The organism is Collimonas sp. NPDC087041, from assembly GCF_044745265.1.
Lineage (GTDB): Bacteria > Pseudomonadota > Gammaproteobacteria > Burkholderiales > Burkholderiaceae_D > Collimonas.
This window is the reverse complement of the sequence record NZ_JBIUZX010000007.1, coordinates 106,173-126,990: the sequence shown is the minus strand read 5'-3', so window position 1 is coordinate 126,990 and position 20,818 is coordinate 106,173. Positions and strand designations below refer to the sequence as shown.

Here is a 20,818-nt window from a genome sequence, read left to right as displayed (position 1 = left end):
GGGATGCAATTTTGTCATTATGGGCAGCGTTGCATAAATCCTGCGATACTTGTATACGTATACCGCAGCGGGTAACCATCTCTCTGTCACTTGTCTTACTCTTACCTTAGCGATACAGTAGAACCATGTTTGAAGTCCTCGTTTATCTGTATGAAACTTATTATCGGCCCGATGCCTGCCCTGAACCGGAGGCTTTGGTCAAGAAGCTGTCGGCGATCGGCTTTGAAGAAGACGAGATTGCCAAGGCGCTCGGCTGGCTGACCGACCTGGCGGAAACCAATCACGAATTCGCCGATAAGTATCCGCAGCAAACGGCCTTTTCCTTTGGCATCCGCGTCTACGCTCAGCAAGAGATCGACGTGCTGGGCATTCCCGCAATCGGCTTCATCCAGTTCCTGGAATCGGCCAAGATGCTCAACCCGGTCCAACGCGAGATCGTCATCGAGCGTGCGTTGACTGTCAGCGAGACTCCGGTCCCGCTCGATAAACTCAAGGTGATCGTATTGATGGTGCTATGGAGCCAGGGCAAGGAGCCGGACGGCCTGATGTTCGATGAATTGTTTATCGACGAAGACGATGATCCGGAACCGCGCCAGTTGCACTAAACGCGATTGACCCCAACTAACTACATGCACGGCTTATTCGGCCGCGCTTGCGACTTTCCCAACAACCCGCTTATCATTTGCCCGCAGTTGCGAGGTTGGCCTTGAGGTCTGCTGCGATGTTGACTGAGTTGTTTGCTGATATATTATGGAAAAATTTCCATTCGGCAATCAGGCTCATGCTTCAGAGGCTGCCTTGAGCACGATTAACCCATTGCGAGCAAAAGCAAAATAATGCGCTGAAATAATGCGCGCCACTTTCGAGACAACACTATGAGCAAGACCCTCATCATTGCTGAGAAACCTTCTGTCGCGAACGATATCGCGAAGACGCTCGGCGGCTTCACCAAGCACGATGAGTACTTTGAATCCGACGAATACGTCCTGTCCTCCGCGGTCGGCCACCTGCTGGAAATCGCGGTTCCTGAAGAATACGATGTCAAGCGCGGCAAATGGACCTTCACCCATCTGCCGATGATTCCGCCGCACTTTGCGCTCAATCCGATCGCCAAGACCGAGTCGCGCCTCAAGGTGCTCAACAAGCTGATCAAGCGCAAGGACGTCACGTCTCTGATCAACGCATGTGACGCCGGGCGCGAAGGCGAGCTGATTTTCCGCCTGATTGCGCAATATACTAAAGCCAAGCAGCCGGTCAAACGCCTGTGGCTGCAATCGATGACGCCGGGCGCGATCCGCGACGGCTTCACCCATCTGCGCGAAGACAAGGACATGCTGCCGCTGGCCGATGCCGCCCGCTGTCGCAGCGAAGCGGACTGGCTGATCGGCATCAACGGCACGCGCGCAATGACCGCCTTCAATTCGAAAGAAGGCGGTTTCTATTTGACCACCGTCGGCCGCGTGCAGACGCCGACCTTGTCGATCGTGGTCGAGCGTGAAGAGAAGATCAAGAAATTCGTGCCGCGCGATTTCTGGGAAGTGCGCGCCGAATTCGTCTGCGCCGCCGGCATCTACGAAGGCCGCTGGCTCGATACCGCGCACAAGAAGGATGAGAACGATCCGGAAAAGCGCGCCGAACGCCTGTGGAGCAAGGCTGCCGCCGAATCGATCGTGGCCGCCTGCCGCGGCAAGATGGGCGCGGTGCGTGAAGAATCGAAGCCGACCACCTCGATGGCGCCGGCGCTGTTCGACTTGACCAGCCTGCAGCGCGAAGCCAACTCGCGTTTCGGCTTCTCCGCCAAGAACACCCTGGGCCTGGCCCAGGCACTGTACGAAAAGCACAAGGTGCTGACTTACCCGCGTACCGATTCGCGCCATCTGCCGGAAGATTACCTGAGCACCGTCAAGCAAACGCTGGAAACGGTCTCCGAGAACAATAACTACCAGCAGTTCGCCGCGCAGATACTGAACAAGGGTTGGGTCAAGCCGAACAAGCGGATCTTCGACAATACCAAGATCAGCGATCACTTTGCGATCATCCCGACCACGCAGGCGCCGAAGAATCTGTCGGAGCCGGAACAGAAATTGTATGACCTGGTGACGCGCCGTTTCATGGCAGTGTTTTTCCCGGCTGCCGAGTTCCAGGTCACCACCCGTTACACCGAAGTGTCCGGCCATCAGTTCAAGACTGAAGGCAAGGTCATGACCAATCCGGGCTGGCTGGCGATCTACGGCAAGGAAGCCGCGGATGAGAAGGATACGGAAAACAGCGGCACGCTGGTTGCCGTAGCCAAGGATGAGAAGGTCAAGACCGACAAGATTACCGCCAACGGCCTGGTCACCAAACCGCCTGCGCGCTACACGGAAGCGACCTTGCTGTCAGCCATGGAAGGCGCCGGCAAGTTGCTGGACGATGGCGAGTTGCGCGAAGCAATGGCCGGCAAGGGCCTCGGCACGCCGGCGACGCGCGCTGCCATCATCGAAGGTTTGCTGAACGAAAAATACCTGTTGCGCGAAGGCCGGGAAATGATGCCGACCGCCAAGGCGTTCCAGCTGATGACGCTGCTGCACGGCCTCGGTGTCGATGAACTGACCGAACCGGAACTGACCGGCGAATGGGAACACAAGCTGTCGCAGATCGAGCGCGGCACCATCAGCCGTGAAGAGTTCATGCGCGAAATCGCGCAGCTGACCCAGATCATCGTCAAGCGCGCCAAGGAATACGATAACGACACCATCCCCGGCGACTATGCGACGCTGCTGGCGCCGTGTCCGAATTGTGGCAGCGTGGTCAAGGAAAATTATCGTCGCTTCGCCTGCACCAAGTGCGAATTCTCGATGAGCAAGACGCCGGGCAGCCGTCAGTTTGAAATTCCTGAAGTCGAGGAATTGCTGACCAAGCGCACCATCGGTCCGTTGCAAGGCTTCCGCTCCAAGATGGGCCGGCCGTTTGCTGCGATCCTGAAAATCAGCCGCGATGAAGAAATCAAGAACTTCAAGCTGGAATTCGATTTCGGCCAGAACGATGGTGAAGGCGAAGATGGCGAGGGTGTCGATTTCACCGGCCAGACCGCGCTCGGCCCATGTCCGAAATGCGCCAGCGGCGTGTATGAAATGGGCTTGGCCTATGTCTGCGAAAAAGCGGTCGCCAAACCGAAGACCTGCGATTTCCGTAGCGGCCGCATCATCCTGCAGCAGGAAATCCTGCCGGAGCAGATGGTCAAGCTGCTGAACGATGGCAAGACCGATTTGCTGCCAGGTTTTATTTCGCAACGCACGCGTCGTCCGTTCAAGGCGTTCCTGGTCAAGGGCAAGGATGGCAAGGTGAGCTTCGAGTTTGAAGAACGCAAAGCCAAGGCGCCTGCCAAGGGCAAGGCCAAGGCGGCGGCTGTCGAGGATGAAACCGGTGAGGCCAGCGCAGTCGTAGCGAAAAAGCCGGCGGCCAAAAAAGCGGTGGCGAAGAAGGCTGCACCCAAGCGCGTGGTTGCCAAGCGCAAAGCTGCATAAGCATTACGTTGAAAGAAAAAAACCGCTCGATGAGCGGTTTTTTTTGTATCTGGCGTACCGATGAATCTAATCGATTATTGGCTTGCCGATGTAGATCTTCAATGTGCTGCGTGATGATGATGGTCTGTGGAGGCGGTTGCTGCCCCAGGCGACGACACGGCCAACTCTACGCTGCCAACCTCAAGGAGTACTTCCTTTTCGTTGGTGTCGGCCGAAACGAAAGAGAAACGGACTTCATTTGTTGACCAAAGAGCGCGTCGCATCTGGCGTCCGATGATGGCGTTGAGAGAGTAGACCACGGGCGATGCATGATCTGCTTGACGTCCAAGCAGGAAGGAGTTGATTTCTCCAAGATACATGTCGCGGTGCTGCTCTCCTGATCTGGCCTTGGCCGGCAGGTTGGCATAAATACGATATGAATAGCCGCGTTTCAGTCCTCGCTCAGTGACATGGAAATCGCTCAAGGTCAGCGTCAGATCATGATCCCGCTGCTGTGGGTCTCTCATGATATTGGCGACTTTCTCTCTCTCGCTGTTCAAGATCGGCAGCGCCACGCTAACCGACGCGCCAGTCAAGGCAAGGCTTGTCTTCGCAGCCGTATCCGGCTGTACCAGACCAGCTGTTTTTGCTGCGGGTGTTACAGGCAGGATGACTTGCGGTTGTGGCGGTATCTCATCATGCAGATCGGGAAGCTGCAGCGATTCATAGCAGTAGCCAAGCTTGGCGGTATCGAGCATATCGCTGACGCGAATCACTTTTTTTCCGGCAGTATCAAAGACAAACTGCTGATCAAGCCATTCTTTTTCGGTTGAGTTCGCGCGTGTAGGATCCATGGCCAGCCATGCATCCCACAAGCGGTCTACGTTCACGTGATGCGCCCAAAATATCGGATCACCGCCCGAAATCTGTTCATTAGCCATGTCGCCCCCTACCATCAGGTGCGCTGCTCCATGCGGATTGGGCTCAAACAGCTTATAGAATTCCGTGAAATCATTTGCCAAAAATGGCGCCCTGAGTAATTGCCGTGGATTGTATGCCCTCGGTGAATGCAGCAAATGAGGGAGTGTGCCGTCAGTAAATTGTGCCGGCATCGCTGGATCATCGAACCAATCCCAGTAGGGGATTGCAAAACTGTCATCCTGTGTTACTTCGCGGATGAGTGCTTCCATGAAGAACATGTAGGCGCGATGCCAAGTCAGGAAATGCGGCGTTCTGTGTGCGCATTGGCCCCATACTTTCGCCATCTCAGCCGGTACCGGAGGTGGCACGCCATGAACGTTTGCCCAGTACGTCCAGCTCTTGTAGTCGGTCGCCACCGGGTTGGCCTTCAGTTTGCCAATACCAGCGTTGAATTTTCTGGCGTCCGCCATTGCGCCGCCATGATTTAGCGATTTTCGTACCCGGATTTTATGGTGATCGCGCGAATGCGCGAAGGCCATCTCGCCACACCATGTTGAAAGGCCCAATGCCTGAGCAAGATGGATAAATTGTCTGCGGTTCATCTATGTATCCTTGAAAGGTTGCATGTTGGAGAGGTAACTAAATGCGATAGGCGCCAGCAATAGTTGCCTGTCATCAACCGTGATGTTCGATGAATTGCCGCATGGGAACAATTGGCAAAAGGCTTAAATCCATGGTGAAACCGCCTGGGCAGGTGGGAGGCGCATCAAGGATTTTCGATGCCGGGGTTACCGATGCCGCGGCATTTCTGTTGCGCAGGCAAGAGACTGGGGGACTGGCGTGGCGACTGTTCCTGGCCGCGATTCGTCTGCTTTGGGCTACACTTTGTGGCAGGAAATAATGCTGCTGTTGGCGGGTAGCCGCCAGCTTTGACTATCGCTTTCGTTAACCGGATATCGCCATGCCTCAGAATCATCCTGCTGTCGCTCGTGCTGTGGTTCATCAACTGGGAGCTTCGCGGATTCGCGAAGTCGCCAATGTCGGAATGGGGCGCGACGACGTGCTGCCTTTCTGGTTCGGCGAACCGGATCAAGTGACGCCCGCCTTCATCCGCGATGCGGCCAAGGGCGCGCTCGACGATGGCGATACCTTCTATACCCACAACTACGGCATCCCGCCCTTGCGCGAGGCGATCGCCAAGTACCTCTCCAGCCTGCATCAGCCGATAGATGCTGGCCGCGTTGCGGTGACTTCTTCCGGCGTGTCGGCATTGATGCTGCTGTCGCAACTGATCATCAATCCCGGCGACCGCGTGGTGGCGGTGACGCCGTTGTGGCCGAACGTTACTGAAATCCCGAAAATCCTCGGTGCTGAAGTGGTGCGGGTGGCGCTGCAGTTCGGCGAAACATGGGAGCTCGACCTGCAGCAACTGCTGGATGCGCTGACGCCGGACACGCGCGCCGTGTTGTTGAACTCGCCGAATAATCCGACCGGCTGGGTCATGCCGCGTGAACAGCAGGAAGTGGTGCTCGCACATTGTCGCCAGCATGGTATCTGGATCGTCGCCGACGACGTCTATGAACGCCTGGTGTACAGCGAGCAGCCAAGCACCGACGGCAAGGCCTGTGCACCTTCCTTCCTCGATATCGCCGAGGCGGATGATCGCCTGATTTCATCGAACAGCTTTTCCAAATCCTGGCTGATGACCGGCTGGCGGCTGGGTTGGCTGGTGGCGCCGCCGACACTGATGACCGACATCGGCAAGCTGATCGAATACAACACGTCGTGCGCCCCAGGATTCGTACAGCGTGCCGGGATTGTGGCGATCGAGCGTGGCGACGAAATCATCGGTAACACCGTCGCCCGCTATCGGGCCGCGCGCGACTTCCTGTATCAGCGCCTGAATGCATTGCCGGGAATTACTGCGCCGCGGCCGAAGGGCGCGATGTATCTGTTCTTCCGTGTCGACGGCGTCAGCGATGGCCTGGCGCTGTGCAAACAGCTGGTGCGCGATGCCGGGCTGGGTCTGGCGCCGGGCAACGCGTTCGGCGCTGAAGGCGAAGGTTATGTGCGCTGGTGTTTTGCCAGCTCTCTGGAACGCCTGGAGGACGGCGTGCAGCGGCTGGAGCGTTTCCTCGCCGCTTGATATGGGCTAGCCGGCCAGCTTGACCGGTACCGGCCGCGTCAGCAGGTCGACATACAGATTGAAAAAGCGGGCGTTGTCGAAGCGTTTGACGACCCGCATTTTTTTCAGCCCGAGGCGCGCCGGCGGCGTTTTCAGGTAGGCAATCGAACGGCCGTCGTCGGGGCCGAATGCGATGTCGACATCGACCCATTCATCGACCGTCTCGGTCGCAAAGCGCGGATCGAGCAGGTAGGCGATGGTCAGGCTGTCCATGACGTGGGCGGTGAAGTTGCGGTCGGTTTCAAAGCCGGCCTTGTGGTGGAGGCCGTAACCTTCCAGCTGGGAGAACAACTGGGTCACGGCGGTATGCCTGTCGGGATCGTGGGCAATCCTGTCATAAATTTTCTTATCCATCACCACCGTACTGGCGGCGTCCAGCGGAATCACTACTTGCGGAATCGGCTGATGCAGCACGATTTGCGCCGCCTCCGGATCGAACCACCAGTTGAATTCGGCGTGGGCGGTGGCATTGCCTGCGACCGTGAATGCGCCGCCAAGATAAATGATCTGCTTGATCAGCGGCACGATCTCTGGATGCTGGAGCACTGCCAGCGCGATGTTGGTGAGCGGGCCGACGGCCAGGATAGTTACCTGGTGCGGGTTCTGCTTGACCGAGTCGACGATGAAATCGACGGCGTTCTTGCGTCGTAGCGTGGTCTGTTGCGCGAAGCCGTCCGGCGGCGCCCTCACATCACTGTCGAACATGGGTTCAGGCATCTCCCATGCGCCCAGCTGCGCATCAGGCTCCGGAAATTTTTCCAGTTCGCTGCGTATCGTTTCCAGGTCGTGGGTGAGCGGCGTGTTGGCGCCGCTGTAGACGCCAATCTGCGCGCCGACACCGAGACGTTCCATGGATTTCAGTGCATCGGCGGTTCCTTGCCGCAGCCACTGGCGACCGGATACCACGGTGATGCCGAGCACATCGACCGCCCCTTGTGCATGTAATTGGGCTGCCATCACGCCCAACTGGCCGTCGTCGCCGATGGTGTTGTAATCGCTATCGATGATGATTTTTGCATGGCTGCTCGAAGCGAGGTGCCCGTGGCAGCCCGCCAAGCATAGAGCACATGCAAGAATAGCCAGTAATTTCTTCATTCGCGCGTTTCCCTTGCAATCAAGGGAATGATTGTCATGTCTGATTAATAATGTTGTCAGTTTTGTGTTCCGAAGCCAAGCTGTAGCAGTTGCAAGGAAGCGTCGTAAAAAACCTGACGGCAGTGTGCCTGACGCACATGCATCTGTCTCTGGCCGGCAGTAGATTTTCCCCTGTGGAGTGCTACATGATCTTCCTTGCCACTATGCCAAGCAACAAAAAAACGACCTTTTTGAATCTTTTTTTTTGCTGGATCTGATGCTATCATCAAAACGCGCAAACGTTTGCGCGTTCCAAATGCCGGCATGCCGATCCGACGGACATGCCGTTGCACAACGCGTTTAATAACAATTTCAGGAGACTTTTGATGAATACCCGTATCCGCCTCAAGCTGATTGCCGCCACCGTTCTCGTCTGTGCATTGCCGTCGTTGCCGGCGCTGGCGCAGACTGCACCGAAACCGAAGGTTGCGCTGGTGATGAAGTCGCTCGCCAATGAATTCTTCCTGACCATGGAAAATGGCGCCAAGGCGCACCAGAAGGCACACGCCGCCCAATACGACCTGATTGCCAACGGCATCAAGGACGAGCAGGACACCTCGAACCAGATCAAGATCGTTGAGCAGATGATCGTCTCCAAGGTCAACGGCATGGTGATTGCACCTGCTGACTCGAAAGCGCTGGTGCCGGTCATCAAGAAGGCGATCGACGCCGGCATCATCGTGGTCAACATCGACAACAAGCTGGATGACGCCGCACTCAAGGAAAAGGGCATCGTGGTGCCGTTCGTCGGCCCGGATAACCGCAAGGGCGCCAAGCTGGTCGGCGATTACCTGGCCAAGCAGATCAAGAGCGGCGACAAGGTCGCCATCATCGAAGGCGTTTCCACCACCATCAATGCGCAGCAACGTACTCTGGGCTTCCAGGATGCAATGAAGACCGCCGGCGCCAACGTGGTGTCGGTGCAATCCGGCCAATGGGAAATCGATCCGGGCAACAAGGTTGCCGCGGCGATGCTGAATGCGCATCCTGACATCAAGGCATTGTTGGCCGGTAACGACAACATGGCCCTGGGTGCGGTGGCAGCGGTCAAGGCAGCAGGCAAGACCGGCAAGGTGCTGGTGGTAGGCTACGACAACATCAACGCCATCAAGCCGATGCTGCAAGATGGCCGTGTGTTGGCAACTGCCGACCAGTTCGCTTCGCAGCAAGCAGTGTTCGGCATCGAAACGGTGTTGAAGGCAATTGCTGACAAGAAGTCACAGAACAGCCTGGGTGGCACAGTTGAAACCAAGGTTGAACTGGTGACCAAAGACACCAAGTAAGACAATCCGCCGGAACGGGGCTAGGGGCCGCTGCAATGCGGCCCGCCCCGTCTCCGCGCATCAGGCGTAACGTGTCAGTTATATAGAAAAAACAATTGCGGAACGAAGCGCCAGCGCCGTCAAAGCGCGCTGTGCTGTCCGTCCCTCAATTCAGATACAAAACCATGATCCACGTTGGTGGAGGCTGAATGTCCAATGAATTCAACGCGGCGCACGAGTCCGACATGCGCGCCGCTGCACCCGCAGTTCCCCTACTGAGTTTGACCGGAGTCGGCAAGACCTATGTCGAACCGGTCTTGAGCGATGTCTCGATCAGCATCAGTGCCGGACAGATCCTGGCCTTGACCGGTGAAAACGGCGCCGGCAAGAGCACACTCTCGAAAATCGTCTGCGGCCTGGTGCAGGCAACCACCGGCAGCATGCTGCTCGATGGCCAAGCCTATCAACCGGCGTCGCGCAAGGAAGCCGAGCAGCTTGGCATCCGCATGGTGATGCAGGAACTGAACCTGATCCCGACCCTGAGCATCGCCGAAAACCTGTTCCTGAATCAGTTGCCGCAACGCTTCGGCTGGATAGACAAGCCCAAGCTGGCGGCTGCCGCCCGGATCCAGATGGCCGCGGTGGGTCTGACCGATATCGATCCCTGGACGCCGGTCGGCGAACTTGGCGTTGGGCACCAGCAGATGGTGGAAATTGCGCGCAACCTGATCGGTAGCTGTCGTTTGCTGGTGCTGGACGAGCCGACCGCGATGCTGACCAACCGCGAGGTTGAGCTGCTGTTCGCGCAGATTGCGCGACTGCAGTCGGAAGGTGTGGCGATCATCTATATTTCGCACCGGCTGGAAGAGTTGAAGCGCGTGGCGGACCGCATCGCCGTGCTGCGCGACGGCCAGCTGGTGTGCGACGACGCCATCGGCGGCTACAACACCGAGGCACTGGTGCAACTGATGGTTGGTCGCGCCGCCGAATCCGAACTTGACTTGGGCCATCGCAGCATCGGTGCGCCGTTGCTGCGGGTACGCAATCTCGGACGCGGCGCTGTGGTGGCACCTGCTTCCTTCGATTTGCGCGCCGGCGAAATTCTCGGCATTGCCGGATTGATCGGATCGGGACGCACGGAATTGCTGCGCCTGATTTTCGGCGCCGACCGTGCCGACCAGGGTGAAGTGTTCATCGGCGATCAAACCAAGGCGGCGAATATTTCGTCGCCGAAAAATGCGATTGCCTCCGGCATCGCCATGATTACCGAAGACCGCAAGAGCCAGGGGCTGTTGCTGCCGCAATCGATCGGCGTCAACGCCACGCTGGCCAAGCTTTCGTCGGTCAGCAAGTTCGGCGTACTTGACCAGAAGGCAGAAATCGCGGTGGCCGACGATTACATCAAGCGCCTGCGGATTCGTTCGCGCGATGGCACACAGGCGGCCGGCGAACTGTCCGGCGGCAACCAGCAGAAGGTGGTGATCGCCCGCTGGCTGTATCGCGATTGTCCAATCATGCTGTTCGATGAACCGACCCGTGGCATCGACATCGGCGCCAAGTTCGACATCTACAAGCTGCTGGCCGATTTGTCGCGGCAAGGCAAGGGCCTGCTGATCGTTTCCAGCGACTTGCGCGAGCTGATGCTGATCTGCGACCGCATCACGGTGATGAGCGCCGGCAAGCTGGTCGACACTTTCGAGCGCGGTCACTGGAGCCAGGAAACGATCCTGGCGGCGGCGTTCAGCGGCTACGTCAATGGAAACGACAGTGATGACGACAGCGGCGGCACAGCAACAGATCCGTCAAGCGCGCAGGCTGCCTGAGCCGCGCACCGACAATGCATTCAACATACACAAGATCATGACAACACTTTCCAGTTCTTCCTCCCGTTCGTCGTCCTTTACCCGCAGCATGTCAGGCCTGAAGAACTACCTGGGCCTGATCGGCGCGCTGCTGGCGATGTGCGTGCTGTTTTCCTTCCTGAGTGAAAATTTCCTGACGCTGGCGACGTTCACTACCTTGTCCAACGATATTCCGACACTGGTGGTGATGGCAGTCGGCATGACCTTCGTACTGATCATCGGCGGCATCGATCTTTCTGTTGGCTCGGTGATGGCATTGGCGGCCTCGGTGCTGTCGATGGCGATGGTGCGCTGGGGCTGGCCGTTGTTTGGTGCGGGCGTGCTGGCGGTGCTGGTGGCCAGCTTGTGCGGCATGGTGACCGGCGTGATTTCGGTCGGCTGGCGGATTCCTTCGTTCATCGTCTCGCTGGGTGTGCTGGAAATGGCGCGCGGCCTGGCGTACCAGGTGACCAATTCGCGCACCGAATACATCGGTAGCGCGGTCGACGGCATTAGCTCGCCGATCCTGCTCGGCATGTCGCCGGCTTTCCTGTCGGCGATCGTGATCGTCATCGTCGGCCATCTGGTGTTGACCAAGACGGTGCTGGGGCGCCACTGGATCGGCATCGGCACCAATGAAGAAGCGGTGCGCCTGGCCGGTATCAATCCGCGTCCGAGCAAGGTGCTGGTATTTGCATTGATGGGTTTGCTGGCCGGCGTCGGCGCGCTGTTCCAGGTATCACGGCTGGAAGCGGCTGATCCGAACGGCGGCGTCGGCATGGAGTTGCAGGTGATCGCCGCGGTGGTGATCGGCGGCACCAGCCTGATGGGCGGACGCGGTTCGGTGATCAGCACCTTCATCGGCGTGTTGATCATCTCGGTGCTGGAAGCCGGGCTGGCGCAGGTCGGCGTCAGCGAACCGATGAAGCGCATCGTCACCGGGCTGGTGATTGTGGCGGCGGTGGTGCTGGATACTTATCGCCGCCGTGGTGAGCGTTCGACAGGTTGATGTGGGGCGGGAACCTTGGTTCCTGCACAAGATATTGTAGCAATTCAAGGCGTGGGCAATAATGCCCGCCCTACGAATGCATTCGGGTACTGAGCAAACACTATGGCAACCATCAAGGATGTAGCGCGCAAGGCGGGGGTCTCGTACACCACGGTTTCGCACGTCCTCAACCAGACTCGCCCGGTCAGCGACGATGCCCGGACCCGCGTGCTGGCGGCGGTGGAGACACTGGCCTACATGCCGAGCGCGCTGGCGCGTTCGTTGAAGAGCAAGGCCACCGGCAGTATCGGCTTGATCATTCCAAACAACACCAACCCGTATTTTTCGGAAGTCGCGCGCGGCATCGAAGATAGCTGCTATGCGGCTGGCTACAGCGTCATCTTGTGCAATTCCGACGATGATCCGGCCAAGCAGCGCGATTACCTGAACATGCTGCTGACCAAGCGCTGCGACGGCCTGATCGTGGCGACGCTGGCGCAGACCGATGGCGAATTGCTGCGCAAGATGAAGGTGCCGACCGTGCTGCTGGACCGGGCGCCGAAGGAACTGGGAATCGACCTGGTGGCGGTCGACAATGTCGCCGGCGGCGCGTTGGCGGCGGCGCATTTGCTGGAATTGGGACGGCGTCGGATTGCCTGCATCGGCGGCCCGGCGGATATCGATATTTCGCGCGAACGGATTGCCGGCCTGCGCCAGACCTTGCTCGACGGCGGCGTCGCGTTGCCGGACGATTTGCTGATTTATGCGGATTTCACCAGCGCTGGCGGTTACCTGGCGGCGCGCAGCCTGTTGGCCATGACGCAGTTGCCGGATGCGATTTTCTGTTGCAACGACCTGATGGCGATTGGCGCCTTGCGGGCAGCGGCGGAGCGCGGCATTGCGGTGCCGGAGCAACTGGCAGTAGTCGGCTTCGACGATATCGACCTGGCGCAATTCGTCCATCCGACGCTGACCAGCGTCGCCCAGAACACGCGCAAGCTCGGGCAACTGACTGCGCAATGCCTGCTGGAGCGGATCGCTACGCCTGACCGGCCGTTGCAGCGGCAGACGATTGCACCCGAATTACATGTCCGCGACTCGACCGTCAGGTCCTGACAGCGATAAACTTTAGCTAACTCATCTTTACAAGACTCACATGATCGTCATCATCGGCAGTATCAACATGGACCTGGTATTACGCGTGCCGCGCATGCCGCATCCCGGCGAAACCTTGTCCGGCGGCCAGTTCCAGACCATCCCGGGCGGCAAGGGCGCCAACCAGGCAGTTGCGTGCGCACGTCTCAGCGCCGACAGCATCAAGGTAGCGATGATCGCCTGTCTCGGCGATGACGCCTTTGGCGTCGAGCTGCGCGCCGCGTTGCGTAGCGACGGTATCGACGACACCCATGTCAGCACAATCAAAGGTGTGGCGTCGGGCGTGGCGTCTATCCTGGTCGATGCCAATGGACAGAACAGCATCGTGCTGGCGGCGGGCGCCAACGACGCGCTGAGCCCGGCCCATATCGATGCTGCGCACGCGCTGATCGAGCAGGCGCGGATCGTGGTGCTGCAACTGGAAACGCCGTTGCCGACCATTCGCCATGCAATCAAGCTGGCGCACGATTTGGGTAAAGTGGTCGTGCTCAATCCCGCTCCGGCGCAGGCGCTGCCAACCGATTTGCTGGCGCAGGTGCAGTATCTGATTCCAAATGAAATCGAAGCGGCGATGCTGGCCGGTTTGCCTGAAGCCAGTCTCGATAGCGATGCGGCGATCGACGCTGCCATCGTGAAATTGCGCGCCAGTGGTTCCGACAAGGTGCTGGTCACCTTGGGGGCAAAAGGCGTTTACGCCGCGCTATCCTCAGGATCGGAACATTTTGCGGCGCAGCCGACCAAAGCCATCGACACCACCGCCGCCGGCGACACCTTCATCGGCGGTTTCGTGGCAGCGCTGGCCGAAGGGCGCAGCGAAGCCGACGCCATCGCTTTCGGCCAACGCGCCGCTGCGTTGAGCGTGGCGCGCATCGGTGCGCAAACCTCGATTCCTTATCGTCACGAACTGGACGCTTGAAATGAAGAAAAGCCCTTTATTGAATATCGCGCTGTCGCAATTGATCGCATCGCTGGGTCATGGCGAGAGCGTCGTGATCGGCGATGCCGGCCTGCCGGTGCCGCCCGGTGTGCCGCTGATCGACCTGGCGCTGACCCGCGGCGTGCCCGGCTTCATGGTGACGCTGCAAACGATCCTGAGCGAAATGCAGGTCGAGCATCATGTGTTGGCCGATGAATTGCCTTTGCACAGTCCGCAACTGGCGCAACAGATTGACGCGCTCGGTCTGCCGGACAAGCGCACCTTGTCGCACGCCGATTTCAAACGCATGACGCATAGCGCCAAAGCGGTGATCCGCACCGGCGAGTTCACGCCGTATGCCAACATCATCCTGGTTGCCGGCGTAGTCTTTTGATAATATTTGTGCGGTATTTCTGACAATCCAGCGACGGCAGGTACAATAAACGCATGGATATATCATTGCCTGAACTGGAACAAGCCATCAATTACTGGCGCCTGCAACGGCCTGCGGTCGGGGAAGAGTGCGCGTTGTCACCCGAGGTCAACGCGCTTGCCGATGTGTATGCGCTGATGATCATCAATCACAGCAGCAGTGTCGCGCTGGCTTCGATGGGCAGCGTGGCCCAGCAGTTGATTGCGGTATGGCGGCAGCACATGCTCGATCTCGCCAGCGCCAGATCAGTGGGCTAAATGGCGCGCTTGCCGTTTGGGCGCCGCCATGCCCTCGGTTTCCTGCTTAACTACCAATTGCTGCACATCTGCCTGCTTGGCAGGTTTGCCCGCATAGTCCGTGCTGAGCACGGCATTCACTTCTTTTTCCGTCATTCCCTGCAAGCGTAGCCATTGCCCGACCAGGCCCGCCAGCCGGTCCAGCGCGATCCGATGGGTGGCGTCGGTCTTGCCGTACAACCAATCGGAAAACGCCATGAAATTGGCGAACGGCGATTCGCCCAGCAAAATCGGCAGCGTGTGCGCAAAACGTCCCGAATTGGCGACCAGATCCCAATAACGAGAGAAGCGCTGCAGGCGCTGCATGGTCGGGAAATCGATCAGGTTGGTCGCCAGGATGGTGTACGGCGGATGCGGATCGAAGATCAGGCCGAACGGTTCGGTATGGCGGATGATCGGCGTGCCGCGCAGGCGCTTGAGGATGCCGAACTGGATTTCATGCGGCTGCAGCGCCACCAGCTTATCGAAGCCGCGGGCGAAACTGTCGACGTCTTCACCCGGCAAACCAGCAATCAGGTCGACGTGCAAATGCGCGTGCGACTGCTGCATCAGCCAGCGGATGTTTTCTGCCGCTTTCTCGTTATTTTGCTTGCGGCTGACCAGCGCCTGTACTTCCGGATTGAAGCTCTGGATGCCGATTTCGAATTGCAGCGCGCCTGGCGGGAATTGCGTGATCGCATCCTTCAGCGCATCCGGCAAATGATCGGGCACCAGTTCGAAGTGGGCGAACACCGGATCGTCCGGATTGGCGGCCAGCTTGTCGAGGAAAAACTGCAGGATCTTCAGGCTGGTCTTGACGTTCAGGTTGAAGGTGCGGTCGACGAATTTGAACAGCCGTGCGCCGCGTGCATGCAGCGACTCCATCTCGGCCAGGAAGTCGTCGAGTGCGAACGGCCACGCGGTCTTGTCCAGCGCCGACAAACAGAATTCGCATTTGAACGGGCAGCCGCGCGAGGCTTCCACGTACAGCGTGCGATGAGCGATGTCGTGGTCGCTGTACAGGCTGTACGGCAAGGTGATATCGGCCATCGGCGGCTGCACCCCGACATGCACTTTCATCAGCGGCTTCGGTCCATGCAGGATCTGCTTGCACAAGTGCGGCAAGGTCACGTCGCCCCAGCCGGTGACCAGGTAATCGGCCAGCTGGACGATCTGCTGCTCGGCCGATTCGTAGGACACTTCCGGCCCGCCCAGCACGATCACGATATCGGGAGCGACCCGCTTCAGCATCGCCACCACCTTGGTGGTTTCCTCGATATTCCAGATGTAGACGCCGAAACCGACAATGGTGGTGCCTGTGCTGGCTTTGTGCGCCAGCAGCTTCTCGACGATATCGGTAGTCTTGGCGCCGATCACGAACTCATGCAGCTGGGTGGCCTCGCGCAACTCGCCCATGTTGGCCTGCAGGTAACGCAGCCCGAGGGAAGCATGGGAATAGCGCGCGTTGAGCGTGGACAGCAGGATAGTCATAGTTGGCTAGCGGAAAGATGGGCGGCAAAAGCTGCAGAATGCGCCATTTTACGCCTCAGCGCCGGCTCAAAGCCTTTGTCACCAGCAATACCGGAATCAGCCCCACCGCGACGATGGTCAGTGCCGGCAGTGCCGCTTCGCCGAGCCGCTCGTCACGCGCCAGGTTATGTGCGATCACCGCCAGCGTGTCGGTGTTGAATGGGCGCAGCAGCAGCGTGGCCGGTAACTCCTTGACGACATCGACGAACACCATCAGGAGTGCCGTCGCCATCGAGCGCCACAACAGCGGTGCGTGCAGGATGCGGGCGATGCGCCAGCCGCTGCTGCCGAGCGTGCGTGCCGCTTCATCTAGCGTCGCCGGAATGCGGGCGTAGCCGGCTTCGATCGATTGCACTGCGACTGCACTGAAGCGCACCAGGTAGGCATACAGGATGCCAAACGATGTAGCTGTGACCAGGATGCCGATCTGGTTGCGAGGCGCGATCACCTGCAGCCACGCCAGCGGCAGCAGGATGCCGACCGCAATCACCGAGCCGGGCACTGCATAACCCATCGACGCCATGCGCGTGACCAGGCGCAACAGCCACAATTTCAGCGGTGGCAGGTGGCGCGCGCGTTGCACATAGCTGAGCGCCAGCGCGACGGCTACCGCAAGAATGGCGGCGATGGCGCCGAAGCGGAAGCTGTTCCAGACCCAGCCGGCGTAGCGCAACAGGTCGAAACCGGCGTTCATGTAGAGATCGGTTTCCTGATGCAGGAATTCGCGCCACATCAGCCGCAGCAGGATCAATACCGGCAACACGAAGCCGAGCAGAATCGGCAGTGCACACACCAGCCATGCCAGCAACTGGCGGCTGCCGTGTAATGGCGCCAATCGGGTTTCCGGTGCATCGCCATGTTGCCCGCGCACGCTGGAAAAGCGCAGCCGTTGCTGGCCCTTGCGCTCCACCCACAACAGCAATGCGACGATGCCGAGCAATACCGACGCCAGCTGTGCCGCCGCAATGCGGTCATCCATGACCAGCCAGGCTTTGTAGATACCGGTGGTAAACGTGCTGAGGCCGAAGTAGGCGCCGACGCCATAGTCGGCCAAGGTTTCCATCAACGCCAGTGCGGCGCCGGCCATCAGCGCCGGTCGGGCCAGCGGCAGCGCCACACGGCGGATGCGCGCCGCCAACGGTGTTCCAAGCAGGCGTGCAGCTTCCATCAAATGTACGCCGCGTTCGTTCAAGGCATTACGCGCCAGCAGGTAGGTGTATGGATAGAGCGTGAAAATGAACAGGAAAATCGCACCGGGCAAGCTGCGTATTTCCGGCAGCCGCAAGCCCGGAATCAATTGGCGCAAACCACTTTGCAGCAGGCCGCTGTATTGCAGGAAATCGGTATACGCGTAGGCCGAGACATAGGCCGGCATCGCCATCGGCAACAGCAGCGCCCACTGGAAAAAACGCCGCCCGCGAAATTCGAACAGGCTGACTGTGACAGCTGTCGCCGCGCCGACGATCACCACACCGATCGTCACCGCCACTGCCAGCCAGGCCGAGGTCGCCAGATAACCCGGCAGCACGGTCTGCATCTGTTGCGTCAGCACGTCGATAGTTTGCGCGTCGAGATGCACCCAGGCGCCGACGATGCCGAGGAGGGGAAGTGCGATCAACAGGGCGATTAAACCGATCAGTGGCATGTCGATAGAAAAGGAGAGTTGCGGGATTGGAGTACGTTAAACTATGCGATCTTCGACTTGAGCCAGCGGCATGCGTTCACGTCGAGCCACCGAATTGTAACCAGCTTCCAGTATCGCTCTCCCATGTTTCTCACCATTGATCAAGTCAGTGTCCGCTACCCGACCGCACCAGCGCCGGCGGTCAATGCTGTCTCGCTGCAATTGGCCGCCGGTCAGCTTGGCGTGCTGATCGGCCCCTCCGGCAGTGGCAAGACTTCCTTGCTGCGCGCGATTGCCGGTCTTGAGCAGGCGCAGAGCGGACAAATTGCTTTGGACCGGGTGCTGCTCGATGGCCCTGGTACCCGGGTCGCCGCCGAACAGCGCCGGATCGGCATGGTGTTCCAGGATTTTGCGTTGTTTCCGCATTTGAGCATCGCCGCGAATATCGGCTTCGGTTTGCCCGGCGTCGGCAAACAGCAACGCACGCGGCGGGTTGAGGAGATGCTGGCGTTGGTGGGGCTGGAAGGCTCGCAGGAAAAATATCCGCATCAGCTGTCTGGCGGCCAGCAGCAACGGGTGGCGCTGGCGCGCGCCCTGGCGCCGGAGCCGCGGCTGTTGTTGCTGGATGAGCCGTTCTCCAGCCTGGATGTCGAACTGCGCGAACGTTTGGCGCACGATGTCCGGCAGATCCTGACCCAGGCGCGCATCACAGCGCTGATGGTGACACACGATCAGATGGAGGCATTCGCCATCGGCGACGTGGTCGGTGTGATGCAGGCGGGACAGTTGGAACAATGGGCGACACCCTACGATTTGTATCACCGGCCGGCGACGCGTTTTGTCGCCGATTTCATCGGCCATGGCGTCATGCTGCCGGGGCGCCTGGTCGAGAGTGGCGGACGCTTGACGGTATCGACTGCGTTGGGTGAACTGCGTGATGTCAGCGCAACTGCCTTGCCGCCGATTCGGGTCGATGGCGACGCCGGCTGGCAATTCGATGTACTGTTGCGTTCGGACGATATCGTGCATGACGATGCATCGCCGTTCAAGGCGAGGATCGTGCGCAAGTCTTTCCGCGGCGCCGAGTTCCTGTACACGCTGCAACTGGCGAGCGGGCAGGAGCTGCTGGCGTTGGTACCGTCCCATCACGATCATGCGATTGATGAATGGATCGGCATCAAGCTCGACGTTAATCACGTAGTGACATTTCCGTTGTAAATCGAACGACTTTTTTGGTAAATCATCATGGCAAAGTATTTTGTGGTCGGGCTGGAATTTGGTGTGATATTGGTGATCGGATTGGCAATCTACATGATCAGAAAAAAATAAATTTTCCATTCAAATAGAAAAGAGCCAGCGAACTTATGCTCGCCCGCCTTTTGCTTCTTGGCCGGATCTTGATGCTGTCCCCGCGTTGCGATACTGGCTGCCGATATTTCTTCCTTTCTCTATACAACGGATACTGGCGCAGATTGCTGATGTGACGCCTCTTGTCGGCATCGCGTTCGCCTAATTGCAGCGACCATATTCAATTGTTAAGTTGTGCACATTCCGTCTAAAAGATAATATTTTATAAATTTTAATGAGCAGTATTTCTTTTTTTGGAAATATCTGATGAGTCTTTTTTCGGGGCGAGACAGACTTTATTTGTTCATGAAATATTATTTTTCCAAGGAGGAATTCCATGCATATTCCACAATCTTTGAGATTGCAACTAGGAGCGACAGCATTACTCTTCGCCTTGCAGGCTCAAGCCGAGCAACCAACGGTGCCCGCTCTTCTATTGCCGGACACAGAGCCCATCGATACGTTCTATCAAGTTACCCCGGCAGAATTGGGAGTGGGTGAGCATGGTCATTTGATTCGACAAAAGGACATAGTACCGCCGGCTGGATTGGAAAATTCTAGCCGCAACATACTCATTATTTACAAATCAAATCAAAACGATCAAGCGGATACCCCGAGGGCTGTTTCTGCAATAGTCGCGATCCCGAAGGGGCAACGACCTGCAGATGGTTGGCCTGTGGTGAGTTGGGCGCACGGTACCTTGGGTAGCGCTGACAAATGCGCTCCTTCCATGGATAACCAACTGGTAGCGGATACGCCGGCTCTAGTTCTCCACAAGAAAATCAATTACGCGCCACATGAGATGTTAAATGCATTTCTGAGCGCCGGATGGGCGGTGGTCATGACGGATTACGAAGGTACAGGTACTGTTGGGCCGCATCCCTATCTGAATGGGCAATCGGAAGCGAGAGGTATTCTCGATGCGGTACGCGCTGCGCACCAGCTGCCGTCTGATGCGCAAGGCAGCCCGCAGTTTTCGAATAGCTTTGCCATTGTGGGACATTCTCAAGGTGGACAGGCCGCCTTGTTTGCAGCGCATTACAAACCTTCCTGGACCAACGAATTGGATCTGGTGGGCGTTGCCGCGGTTGCACCTGCTTCAAAACTATCCGATTTGCAGTTTTTACCTGGCTTGTCTCTCGTCAATCCAGAAGCCAGGGAAGGTTTGCCATTTTTAATCTTATCGATTCTTGGCGCGCAAAGAGGTGATCCATCGATTGATCTGAATCGGATATTTACGTCTGCGGGTTTGGCCCTCTTTAATGAAACCGCCGATAGCATGTGCCGAACCGAGCTCAGCGACAGTCGTTGGACACAGCCGTCACAAGGACTCTTCAACAGCCTGACGGCATCGGTTCTTAACGAGCAATTGGTCGCGATGCATCCAAATTTGGCTATTTCGGTGCCGATCCGGATTTCGCAGGCAACCAACGACTTGCGCGTAACCGCAGAGAAAACCCGTGCGTTGGCGAAAGAGCTCAATGTGACAAACGCTCAGAATGGTTCGGCCCCTGCCGTTTGCTACAAAGAGTATGCGACAGTCGCGCCGGCTGATCCTGTTTCACTGGGAGATCATTTTGGGACCTTGAAATCCGATATCGGGAATATGCTGACATGGCTGAGCATACGATTTAGTCACCAGACTCTGCCGCTTTGTGACGCCATTCCGGAAAGTGGTGAATTACTTTCGGATTCAACGGTTTTGCACTAACCCTTTTAATG

Annotated in this window: 17 protein-coding genes; 12 read left to right on the top strand and 5 right to left on the bottom strand. The window is 58.2% G+C overall.

Annotated elements, in window-relative coordinates; all coding sequences use genetic code 11:
• Positions 1 to 125 precede the first annotated feature (125 nt).
• Both ACIPF8_RS14660 and ACIPF8_RS14655 read left to right on the top strand, forming a co-directional pair.
• The gene (locus ACIPF8_RS14660; RefSeq protein WP_400422125.1) at positions 126 to 605 is read left to right on the top strand and encodes a DUF494 family protein; all 480 of its coding nucleotides are present in this window, start codon (positions 126 to 128) and stop codon (positions 603 to 605) included.
• A gap of 270 nt (positions 606 to 875) precedes the next feature.
• Positions 876 to 3,506 (top strand): DNA topoisomerase III, encoded by a 2,631-nt coding sequence (locus ACIPF8_RS14655; protein WP_400422122.1) that lies wholly within the window; start codon positions 876 to 878, stop codon positions 3,504 to 3,506.
• Positions 3,507 to 3,604: 98 nt separating this feature from the next.
• On the opposite strand, the gene ACIPF8_RS14650 is transcribed toward ACIPF8_RS14655, so the two are convergent.
• Entirely contained in the window at positions 3,605 to 5,008 is a 1,404-nt protein-coding gene (locus ACIPF8_RS14650; protein WP_400422119.1) for a tyrosinase family protein, read from the bottom strand.
• 359 nt (positions 5,009 to 5,367) lie between these two features.
• Between ACIPF8_RS14650 and ACIPF8_RS14645 the strand changes: the two genes are divergently transcribed.
• Positions 5,368 to 6,552 carry a pyridoxal phosphate-dependent aminotransferase gene (locus ACIPF8_RS14645; protein WP_400422116.1) on the top strand — a complete coding sequence of 395 codons (1,185 nt, stop codon included), beginning with the start codon at positions 5,368 to 5,370 and terminating at the stop codon, positions 6,550 to 6,552.
• Between the two features lie 6 nt (positions 6,553 to 6,558).
• Here the strand turns inward: ACIPF8_RS14645 and ACIPF8_RS14640 are convergent, their stop codons facing one another.
• Together ACIPF8_RS14640 and ACIPF8_RS14635 are read right to left on the bottom strand one after the other, a co-directional pair.
• Positions 6,559 to 7,686: a nucleoside hydrolase gene (locus ACIPF8_RS14640; protein WP_400422113.1), complete on the bottom strand. Its 1,128-nt coding sequence runs from the start codon at positions 7,684 to 7,686 to the stop codon at positions 6,559 to 6,561.
• Between the two features lie 56 nt (positions 7,687 to 7,742).
• Positions 7,743 to 7,991 carry a hypothetical protein gene (locus ACIPF8_RS14635; RefSeq protein ID WP_400422110.1) on the bottom strand — a complete coding sequence of 83 codons (249 nt, stop codon included), beginning with the start codon at positions 7,989 to 7,991 and terminating at the stop codon, positions 7,743 to 7,745.
• Between the two features lie 60 nt (positions 7,992 to 8,051).
• Between ACIPF8_RS14635 and ACIPF8_RS14630 the strand changes: the two genes are divergently transcribed.
• The 7 genes from ACIPF8_RS14630 to ACIPF8_RS14600 all read left to right on the top strand — a co-directional run bounded on the left by ACIPF8_RS14630 (position 8,052) and on the right by ACIPF8_RS14600 (position 14,577).
• Positions 8,052 to 9,008 (top strand): sugar ABC transporter substrate-binding protein, encoded by a 957-nt coding sequence (locus ACIPF8_RS14630; protein WP_400422108.1) that lies wholly within the window; start codon positions 8,052 to 8,054, stop codon positions 9,006 to 9,008.
• Between the two features lie 188 nt (positions 9,009 to 9,196).
• Positions 9,197 to 10,810, top strand: coding sequence for a sugar ABC transporter ATP-binding protein (locus tag ACIPF8_RS14625; RefSeq protein ID WP_400422105.1), 1,614 nt, complete (start codon positions 9,197 to 9,199; stop codon positions 10,808 to 10,810).
• A 37-nt stretch (positions 10,811 to 10,847) separates the two neighbouring features.
• Positions 10,848 to 11,837, top strand: a complete 990-nt coding sequence (locus ACIPF8_RS14620; protein ID WP_400422444.1) for an ABC transporter permease — start codon at positions 10,848 to 10,850, stop codon at positions 11,835 to 11,837.
• A gap of 102 nt (positions 11,838 to 11,939) precedes the next feature.
• Entirely contained in the window at positions 11,940 to 12,932 is a 993-nt protein-coding gene (locus tag ACIPF8_RS14615) for a LacI family DNA-binding transcriptional regulator (RefSeq protein ID WP_400422102.1), read from the top strand.
• Positions 12,933 to 12,972: 40 nt separating this feature from the next.
• A complete protein-coding gene (gene rbsK, locus ACIPF8_RS14610) occupies positions 12,973 to 13,887 on the top strand; it encodes a ribokinase (RefSeq protein WP_400422100.1) in 915 nt (304 codons plus the stop codon).
• Between the two features lies 1 nt (position 13,888).
• Positions 13,889 to 14,281: a D-ribose pyranase gene (gene rbsD, locus ACIPF8_RS14605; RefSeq protein ID WP_400422097.1), complete on the top strand. Its 393-nt coding sequence runs from the start codon at positions 13,889 to 13,891 to the stop codon at positions 14,279 to 14,281.
• Positions 14,282 to 14,334: 53 nt separating this feature from the next.
• Positions 14,335 to 14,577, top strand: coding sequence for a DUF3717 domain-containing protein (locus ACIPF8_RS14600; protein ID WP_400422094.1), 243 nt, complete (start codon positions 14,335 to 14,337; stop codon positions 14,575 to 14,577).
• On the opposite strand, the gene ACIPF8_RS14595 is transcribed toward ACIPF8_RS14600, so the two are convergent.
• Positions 14,566 to 16,086 (bottom strand): DUF4080 domain-containing protein, encoded by a 1,521-nt coding sequence (locus ACIPF8_RS14595; protein ID WP_400422091.1) that lies wholly within the window; start codon positions 16,084 to 16,086, stop codon positions 14,566 to 14,568. The two genes, ACIPF8_RS14600 and ACIPF8_RS14595, sit on opposite strands and share 12 nt — an antisense overlap.
• 55 nt (positions 16,087 to 16,141) lie before the next feature.
• Complete coding sequence (locus ACIPF8_RS14590; RefSeq protein ID WP_400422088.1) at positions 16,142 to 17,770, bottom strand: ABC transporter permease; 1,629 nt, start codon at positions 17,768 to 17,770, stop codon at positions 16,142 to 16,144.
• Positions 17,771 to 17,893: 123 nt separating this feature from the next.
• On the opposite strand from ACIPF8_RS14590, the gene ACIPF8_RS14585 reads away from it, so the two are divergent.
• Together ACIPF8_RS14585 and ACIPF8_RS14580 are read left to right on the top strand one after the other, a co-directional pair.
• The gene (locus tag ACIPF8_RS14585) at positions 17,894 to 18,967 is read left to right on the top strand and encodes an ABC transporter ATP-binding protein (protein ID WP_400422085.1); all 1,074 of its coding nucleotides are present in this window, start codon (positions 17,894 to 17,896) and stop codon (positions 18,965 to 18,967) included.
• Between the two features lie 466 nt (positions 18,968 to 19,433).
• Positions 19,434 to 20,807, top strand: coding sequence for an alpha/beta fold hydrolase (locus ACIPF8_RS14580; RefSeq protein WP_400422082.1), 1,374 nt, complete (start codon positions 19,434 to 19,436; stop codon positions 20,805 to 20,807).
• Positions 20,808 to 20,818: the final 11 nt, after the last annotated feature.

Bases quoted from the DNA above. Each gene is read 5' to 3' on its own strand.
- ACIPF8_RS14585 (WP_400422085.1), top strand. From the start codon at position 17,894: ATGTTTCTCACCATTGATCAAGTCAGTGTCCGCTACCCGACCGCACCA.
- rbsD (WP_400422097.1), top strand. From the start codon at position 13,889: ATGAAGAAAAGCCCTTTATTGAATATCGCGCTGTCGCAATTGATCGCA.
- ACIPF8_RS14635 (WP_400422110.1), bottom strand. From the start codon at position 7,991: ATGCCGGCATTTGGAACGCGCAAACGTTTGCGCGTTTTGATGATAGCA.
- ACIPF8_RS14625 (WP_400422105.1), top strand. From the start codon at position 9,197: ATGTCCAATGAATTCAACGCGGCGCACGAGTCCGACATGCGCGCCGCT.
- ACIPF8_RS14600 (WP_400422094.1), top strand. From the start codon at position 14,335: ATGGATATATCATTGCCTGAACTGGAACAAGCCATCAATTACTGGCGC.
- ACIPF8_RS14615 (WP_400422102.1), top strand. From the start codon at position 11,940: ATGGCAACCATCAAGGATGTAGCGCGCAAGGCGGGGGTCTCGTACACC.
- ACIPF8_RS14660 (WP_400422125.1), top strand. From the start codon at position 126: ATGTTTGAAGTCCTCGTTTATCTGTATGAAACTTATTATCGGCCCGAT.
- ACIPF8_RS14645 (WP_400422116.1), top strand. From the start codon at position 5,368: ATGCCTCAGAATCATCCTGCTGTCGCTCGTGCTGTGGTTCATCAACTG.
- ACIPF8_RS14590 (WP_400422088.1), bottom strand. From the start codon at position 17,770: ATGCCACTGATCGGTTTAATCGCCCTGTTGATCGCACTTCCCCTCCTC.
- rbsK (WP_400422100.1), top strand. From the start codon at position 12,973: ATGATCGTCATCATCGGCAGTATCAACATGGACCTGGTATTACGCGTG.
- ACIPF8_RS14630 (WP_400422108.1), top strand. From the start codon at position 8,052: ATGAATACCCGTATCCGCCTCAAGCTGATTGCCGCCACCGTTCTCGTC.
- ACIPF8_RS14620 (WP_400422444.1), top strand. From the start codon at position 10,848: ATGACAACACTTTCCAGTTCTTCCTCCCGTTCGTCGTCCTTTACCCGC.
- ACIPF8_RS14640 (WP_400422113.1), bottom strand. From the start codon at position 7,686: ATGAAGAAATTACTGGCTATTCTTGCATGTGCTCTATGCTTGGCGGGC.
- ACIPF8_RS14580 (WP_400422082.1), top strand. From the start codon at position 19,434: ATGCATATTCCACAATCTTTGAGATTGCAACTAGGAGCGACAGCATTA.
- ACIPF8_RS14595 (WP_400422091.1), bottom strand. From the start codon at position 16,086: ATGACTATCCTGCTGTCCACGCTCAACGCGCGCTATTCCCATGCTTCC.
- ACIPF8_RS14655 (WP_400422122.1), top strand. From the start codon at position 876: ATGAGCAAGACCCTCATCATTGCTGAGAAACCTTCTGTCGCGAACGAT.
- ACIPF8_RS14650 (WP_400422119.1), bottom strand. From the start codon at position 5,008: ATGAACCGCAGACAATTTATCCATCTTGCTCAGGCATTGGGCCTTTCA.